The organism is Sporomusa sp., from assembly GCF_057736855.1.
Genome location: NZ_JBYKYF010000155.1, coordinates 1 through 7,246 on the forward strand (window position 1 = coordinate 1; position 7,246 = coordinate 7,246).

6 protein-coding genes are annotated in these 7,246 nt (G+C 45.2%); all 6 read left to right on the forward strand.

Features of this window, described 5'->3' with window-relative positions:
* Positions 1-32: 32 nt before the first annotated feature.
* Complete coding sequence (locus AC29Z1_RS10880; protein WP_488271488.1) at positions 33-869, forward strand: sigma-54 interaction domain-containing protein; 837 nt, start codon at positions 33-35, stop codon at positions 867-869.
* A 241-nt stretch (positions 870-1,110) separates the two neighbouring features.
* Positions 1,111-1,770 carry an acetate CoA-transferase subunit alpha gene (gene atoD / locus AC29Z1_RS10885; RefSeq protein ID WP_488271483.1) on the forward strand — a complete coding sequence of 220 codons (660 nt, stop codon included), beginning with the start codon at positions 1,111-1,113 and terminating at the stop codon, positions 1,768-1,770.
* Between the two features lies 1 nt (position 1,771).
* Complete coding sequence (locus AC29Z1_RS10890; protein ID WP_488271484.1) at positions 1,772-2,425, forward strand: 3-oxoacid CoA-transferase subunit B; 654 nt, start codon at positions 1,772-1,774, stop codon at positions 2,423-2,425.
* A gap of 11 nt (positions 2,426-2,436) precedes the next feature.
* Positions 2,437-3,759 carry a TIGR00366 family protein gene (locus AC29Z1_RS10895; protein ID WP_488271485.1) on the forward strand — a complete coding sequence of 441 codons (1,323 nt, stop codon included), beginning with the start codon at positions 2,437-2,439 and terminating at the stop codon, positions 3,757-3,759.
* A 50-nt stretch (positions 3,760-3,809) separates the two neighbouring features.
* The gene (locus AC29Z1_RS10900; protein WP_488271486.1) at positions 3,810-4,991 is read left to right on the forward strand and encodes an acetyl-CoA C-acetyltransferase; all 1,182 of its coding nucleotides are present in this window, start codon (positions 3,810-3,812) and stop codon (positions 4,989-4,991) included.
* Between the two features lie 233 nt (positions 4,992-5,224).
* Positions 5,225-7,192: a methyl-accepting chemotaxis protein gene (locus tag AC29Z1_RS10905; RefSeq protein WP_488271487.1), complete on the forward strand. Its 1,968-nt coding sequence runs from the start codon at positions 5,225-5,227 to the stop codon at positions 7,190-7,192.
* Positions 7,193-7,246: the final 54 nt, after the last annotated feature.

The following is a 7,246-nucleotide window of genomic DNA, read 5'->3' on the forward strand; positions in this document are numbered from 1 at the left end:
TTACCGGCGAAAGCGTCACAGGTAAATAACTGATTGCCAATACCATTCACTATAACAGTAAACGGAGCGGCGGCCGGTTTATCAAAGTCAACTGCGGAGCACTACCGGAAAATCTGCTGGAAAGCGAACTGTTCGGTCATGAAAAAGGGGCCTTTACCGGGGCCATTATGCGTCGCTCAGGCCGCTTTGAACAGGCCGATCACGGGACTTTATTTTTGGATGAAATTGGTGAAATCTCCCCTAGCCTACAGGTCAAACTGCTTAGAGTGCTGCAAGAACGGGAATTTGAGCGGGTTGGCGGCAATAAAACCATAAAAACCGATATCCGGGTGCTGGCAGCAACCAATCGCAATTTGCTGGATATGGTTAAACAAGGCACCTTTCGCCAGGATTTGTATTACCGCTTAAATGTCGTCTGCCTATCGGCGCCGCCACTGAGAGAACGCCGGGAAGACATCGAGCTATTGGCCGGTTATTTCCTTCAGAAATTCTCGGCAGAAAATGAGAAACATATCCTAGGATTTGATCCCAGTGCCATAAAACTGATGGAATCTTATAACTGGCCGGGAAATGTACGTGAACTGGCTAATGTCGTAGAACGCGCGGTAATCATGTGCACTGGCAGCATGATTTTTCCGGACGATTTACCGGAACATCTTAGACAGAGTGATGACAGCCAGCTAATAAACCCGTTGGGGTTTGATAAGCCGGAAGGAAAAACTCTCAAAGAAATGGTCAAAAACGTGGAATGTAGGCTTATTAAGGAAGCCCTGCAACGCAATCAAGGAAATAAAGTAAAAACAGCCAAGGAATTAGGTATGAGCAGACGCTCGCTATTATATAAAATTCAAGAATACGGCATTGAGTAAGTGCGAAAAAAAATGCTCACTGCGCAAAAAACTGCGCATCCGGCTTTTGCGCAATATAAGTAAACCTGTATGTTAAAAATTACAGTACAAATTCATTTTCCTTACTATTTGCAACATTTTCGAGCCTTTTCGGTTTTTTTCGATAAGGCTCGTTTTATTTTGGCATGGAAATTGCTTTATTAATAAAACGAAAGCATTAATAAGGAATCCATATAAATTTTAATTTATCAGGAGGTTAGACATGTCAAACAAACTAGTAACCATTGAGCAAGCTACTGAATGCTTCAAAGACGGAATGACCATTATGGTAGGTGGATTTTTGGCAGTTGGTACACCGGAAGCTTTAATTGAAGCCATACTCGAGCAAAAAATTAAAGATATTACCGTGATTGCCAATGACACCGGGTTTCCGGATAAAGGCGTTGGCCGGCTGGTTGTCAGTCGTCAAGTAAAAAAAGTAATTGCTTCGCACATTGGTACCAATCCAGAAACCGGCAAACAAATGATTGCGCAAGAATTAGAGGTTGAACTAGTACCCCAGGGTACTTTAGCCGAAAGAGTTCGCGCAGGCGGCGCCGGCTTAGGTGGCATACTCACCCCGACTGGTGTAGGTACGGTTGTGGAAGAAGGCAAACAAAAACTGACTGTTGATGGCGTGGAATATCTCTTAGAAAAACCGCTACGCGCTGATGTTGCCATCATCCGGGCTAAAAAAGCAGACAAAGCTGGTAATCTTGTTTATGACAAATCGGCCCGCAACTTCAATCCGCTGATGGCCATGGCTGCCGATGTCGTAATTGCCCAAGTCGATGAACTGGTGGAAATCGGTGAAATCCATCCTGATGAAGTCATGACTCCAGGCGTAGTAGTAGATAAGCTTGTTTATGTAGGAGGTTGTTAACATGAATGCAAAAGAACTTATCGCCAGAAGAGTTGCTCTAGAGTTAGAAGACGGTTATGTTGTAAATCTAGGTATCGGCTTACCAACCATGGTAGCCAACTATTTACCAGAAGGTGTTAGTGTAACCCTCCAGTCCGAAAATGGTTTTGTCGGCTTAGGTCCCTTAACTGGTGAGCCTGATCCTAACTTGACCAATGCTGGCGGCCAGCCTTGCGGCATGATCCCTGGTGCAGCCATGTTCGATAGCGCCACTTCCTTCATGCTGATTCGCGGCGGCCATGTGGATGTCACTGTACTGGGTGGTCTGGAAGTTGACGAAAAAGGCAACCTGGCCAACTGGATGGTTCCTGGAAAAATGGTTCCCGGTATGGGCGGCGCTATGGACTTAGTAACAGGCGCTAAAAAAGTTATTGTTGCCATGGAACATTGTGCCAAAAACGGTTCTTCCAAGATCCTGAAACAGTGCCAATTGCCCTTAACTGGTAAAGGTGTAGTGGATCTAATTGTTACTGAACTAGGTGTAATTCGCGTAACTGAAGACGGCCTGGTGCTTGAAGAGGTTGCCCCCGGCGTAGATGTTGACTATGTTATTGCCCATACCGAGGCTAACCTGATTATCAGCCCCAACCTGAAAACCATGCCAATTAATAATTAAGGAGAGATACAATGGTAGGAGCTATTTCACGTTTTTTCACCAGTATCGTTAATAAATATTTGCCAGATCCATTAGTATTCGCCATTCTGCTTACCATTATTACTTTCGTAATGGGTATTACCATAACGCCAAATTCGGCCATGGATATGGTTAATATGTGGGGCAATGGCTTCTGGAACTTGCTGGGCTTTGCTATGCAAATGGCGCTTGTCCTGGTAACTGGCCACGCGCTGGCCAGTTCTGTCCCGGTAAAAAAAGCTATGACTCGCTTGGCCTCTACTGCTAAAACACCAGCCCAAGGCGTTATGCTGGTCGGCTTTGCTTCTGCCGTAGCCTGCGTTATCAACTGGGGCTTCGGTTTGGTTGTCGGAGCCATGTTTGCCCGCGAAGTGGCCCGCCGAATTCCCAAATCCGATTATCGTCTATTAATTGCCACTGCCTATATGGGCTTTTTAAGCTGGCATGGCGGCTTATCAGCTTCAGTTCCATTGGTAGCCGCAACTGCTGGTAATCCCATGGAAAAAGTTATAGGGCTTATTCCCATTTCCCAAACCCTGTTCACACCTTATAACATTTTTATCACTGTAGGTTTAATCATCGCCGTACCGCTAATGGCCCGCATGATGCTGCCGAAAGAAGACGAAATCGTTGCCGTTGACCCTGCACTGTTAAAAGAAGATCCTCCTGTTACCAAAGAATTGGGACCTAATGCCACTCTTGCCGAAAAACTTGAAGAAAGCCGGATACTGGCTTGGGTTGTTGGTCTGGTTGGCCTTATCTACTTGGGTGCCTATTTTGCGAAAAAAGGCTTTGATATTAATGTCAATACCGTTAACCTGCTGTTCTTATCTGTTGGTATTTTGCTGCATAAAACCCCAATGGCGTATATGCGTGCCATCAGTGCCGCAGCCAAAGGAACCGCTGGTATCCTGATTCAGTTTCCGTTTTATGCCGGTATCCAAATTATGATGGAACATTCCGGTCTTGGCGGAATTATTACCAAATGGTTTGTGGATATTGCAACCGCAGAAACTTTCCCTGTAATGACATTTTTCAGTTCAGCATTGATTAACTTTGCCGTACCTTCCGGCGGCGGTCACTGGGTTGTTCAAGGTCCATTCGTTATGCCAGCCGCTCAAGCATTGGGTGCAGACTTGGGTAAAGCTGCCATGGCTATCGCTTACGGTGAAGCCTGGATGAATATGGCCCAACCGTTCTGGGCGCTGCCGGCCTTAGCCATTGCCGGACTTGGCGTACGCGACATTATGGGCTACTGCGTTACCGCACTGATATTCTCCGGTATAATCTTTATCGTTGGCCTTCATTTCCTATAAATCAAACAAGTTACCATATAGATAAACACAGATAACGGAGGTAAGTACACATGAAAGAAGTTGTTATAGCAAGTGCTGTACGTACAGCAATCGGTAGTTTTAACGGTTCTTTGGCATCATTGTCAGCAGTTGATTTGGGCGCTATTGTTATCAATGAAGCCGTGCAGCGTGCCGGTATTGCAAAAGAAAGCATTGATGAAGTCATTTTCGGCAATGTATTGCAAGCTGGTCTGGGACAAAACCCAGCCCGTCAGGCGGCCATTAAAGCTGGACTTTTAGTCGAAACCCCGGCCTATACCATCAACAAAGTGTGCGGTTCCGGCTTAAAAACCGTTAACCTGGCCGCCCAAGCCATTAGCGCTGGCGATGCAGATATTATTGTAGCCGGTGGCATGGAAAGCATGACCAATGCGCCCTATGTGCTTGATGCAAAAGCCCGTTGGGGTTACCGCATGGGACATGCCAAAGTTAACGATGTTATGATTCAAGACGGTTTGTGGTGCGCATTTAATGACTATCATATGGGCATTACTGCCGAAAATGTTGCCGAGAAATTCGGTATCACCCGCGAAGAACAGGATGAACTGGCAGCCCAATCCCAAAGCAAAGCCGCTAAAGCCATTGCTGAAGGTGTGTTTAAGAAGGAAATTACCCCTGTTGTCATTAAAACCAAAAAAGGCGATATCGTATTTGATACTGACGAATATCCACGTGCAGGAACTACGGTTGAAGCATTAAGCAAATTAAAACCTGCCTTTAAAAAAGATGGTACCGTCACCGCCGGTAATGCCTCTGGCATCAATGACGGCGCTGCTGCACTGGTAATTATGTCAGCCGACAAAGCCAAAGAACTGGGAATCAAACCACTGGCCAGAATCCGCTCCTATGCCTCAGGCGGCGTTGATCCAAGCATTATGGGAATAGGCCCAGTGCCTGCCACCCGTAAGGCTCTCAGTAAAGCCGGCTTAACCATCAATGACATTGATTTGATTGAAGCTAACGAAGCCTTTGCGGCTCAGTTCCTGGCTGTTGGTAAAGAACTAGACTTCCCACAAGAAAAGGTAAATATTTATGGCGGTGCTATTGCTTTAGGTCACCCTATCGGCGCAAGCGGTGCACGCATCCTGGTCACTTTGCTGCATGCTTTGGAACGGAACAATAAGCAACTTGGTCTCGCTACCCTCTGTATCGGTGGTGGTCAAGGCGTAGCTACTATTGTAGAAAGAATATAAAGTAAGTAATCTATAAAATTATTGCGGACAACATCTGTATTTAGCACTACCTACGCCTGGTGTAACCAGTATATCAACCAGAGATTGATGGCAATACACTGTGACTGTCAGTCCGCATCGTGTTTAACCCAAAGGCCAGTTTTTTAACTGGCCTTTGGTCATATCAGGATATACGTTTCTCTTCAACAACAGCACCAGTTATACCATCAATGAAAAGGAGCAAATAAAATTACATGAAAAGCATTCAATCTGTTTTTGTTTGTTTGGTGATTGGAGTTTTAGTGATTACCGCCGGAATACTAACAACGGTAAATTATACAAAAACAGAAACTGTCATTACTCAGGATGTAGAAGAGAATCTAACAACAACCACGGCTGTTGCGGCCAATGAAATCAGCCTTTGGCTAGATATCCGTATGGCAGAATTAGCGGCAATAGCCAACTCTCCGATTATACTTAGCGGCGATAGACAGGCAATTATCACCTATCTAGCTAACGAAAGTAAACGTTTGCCTGTATATAGTGCATTTTGGGTATCTGATCCATTAGGCAACTGGTATTCTCCCACTGGCGCTTCAGGCAGCATTCAGGAGCGTGATTACTACAAAAAATTGCTCGCAACAGGTAAAACCACAATCTCTGATCCGTTAATCGGCAAAGCTGATGGTAAAATGGCCATTGTTATCGCCGTACCCATCATGAACAACGGTCAACTCGTCGGCATATTGGGTGGTAATGTAAAAATTGATGAATTAATTCAGTTAATTACTTCCATAAAAATTGGCCAGTCAGGATTTGCAACCTTGTACCAATTTGATGGCACTGTCTTAGTGGATCGGGATCCGGAAAAAATGTTAAAATACAATCCGCTTACCGATCCTGACAGTGAGTTAGGTAAAGTAATTCAAAAGATTCAAACGGCCGAAAAGGGTATTCAAGCCATTCGTGAAAATGGCCGGGAAGAATACATCGCGTATGCCCCATTAAAAGGTGTGAACTGGGCCATCGCGGCTACTGCATATATAGACGAATTTAAAGGACCCCTTTATGCAATACGGTTATGGTCTATCGTTTCCGCCCTAGGACTTGTGACCTTAGCCACCATTATCCTTATGTTTTTTGTTCGCCAGATTACCAGACCCTTGCTACAACTCAAAATGGCTGCAGAAAAATTAGCAGACGGCGACTGCACAACCCGTGTGGATATCCATGAAAATAATGAAATTGGCAGTTTAGCCAATTCATTTCAAATTATGACAAAAAATATGCAAAAATTAATTAGTCATATTAAGCACTCCTCCCTACAAGTGGCCTCATCTTCTGAACAATTAACGGCAAATGCCGAAGAATCAGCACAAGCAGCCAATCAAGTTGCCTCCATTATTAGTGAGGTAGTACAAGGATCTCAGATACAGCTTTGCGCGGTAAATAAAGCAACCAACGTTGTCGCACAAATATCGGCAAATATTCAGCAAGTAGCTGATACTGCCTACAGTGTGTCAGATACAACTGCCCATACAGTTACAGCTGCCCACCAAGGTAATGCGGCTATTATGTCAGCAGTCAATCAAATGACCCGAATTGAACGTGTTGTCCAAGAAGCCGCTCAGATCATTGACAAACTAGGAAAACGTTCTACAGAAATCGGTCAAATTGTCAACACGATTTCAGGTATTGCCGGACAAACCAATTTATTGGCTCTGAATGCAGCTATTGAGGCTGCCCGCGCCGGTGAACACGGTCGCGGTTTTGCTGTCGTGGCCGAGGAAGTGCGCAAACTCGCCGAAGAATCACAACATGCCGCCAAGAAAATTGCCAGCCTAATTGGTGAAATCCAGGAGGATACAAAGCAAGCCGTACTCTCGATGAATCAAGGAACCCACGAAGTTACCACCGGCATCGAGGTTGTCAATACAGCAGGACAAACATTTACGGAAATTGCCAGACGCATCGAGCAAGCCTCCCAACAAATCCAGGAAATTTCTGTGGCTATTAAACAGGTAGCAGGCGGCAGTCAAGAATTAGTGCTGGCTGTACAAGATATTGATAACATTAGCAAACAAACTGCCGACCATACGCAGACGGTTTCGGCTGCAACCCAGGAGCAGTCAGCTTCCGCAGAAGAAATTGCCGCCTCCAGTCAGGCGCTGGCATTAATGGCAGAAGAACTACAAATGGCTGTTAGTAAATTTAAGATTTAGTGGCTCTATAATAAATGTTGGGGTAACCAGTTCTACAACTGGAACTGCCTCAAC

Bases quoted from the DNA above. Each gene is read 5' to 3' on its own strand.
- atoD (WP_488271483.1), top strand. From the start codon at position 1,111: ATGTCAAACAAACTAGTAACCATTGAGCAAGCTACTGAATGCTTCAAA.
- AC29Z1_RS10890 (WP_488271484.1), top strand. From the start codon at position 1,772: ATGAATGCAAAAGAACTTATCGCCAGAAGAGTTGCTCTAGAGTTAGAA.
- AC29Z1_RS10895 (WP_488271485.1), top strand. From the start codon at position 2,437: ATGGTAGGAGCTATTTCACGTTTTTTCACCAGTATCGTTAATAAATAT.
- AC29Z1_RS10900 (WP_488271486.1), top strand. From the start codon at position 3,810: ATGAAAGAAGTTGTTATAGCAAGTGCTGTACGTACAGCAATCGGTAGT.
- AC29Z1_RS10905 (WP_488271487.1), top strand. From the start codon at position 5,225: ATGAAAAGCATTCAATCTGTTTTTGTTTGTTTGGTGATTGGAGTTTTA.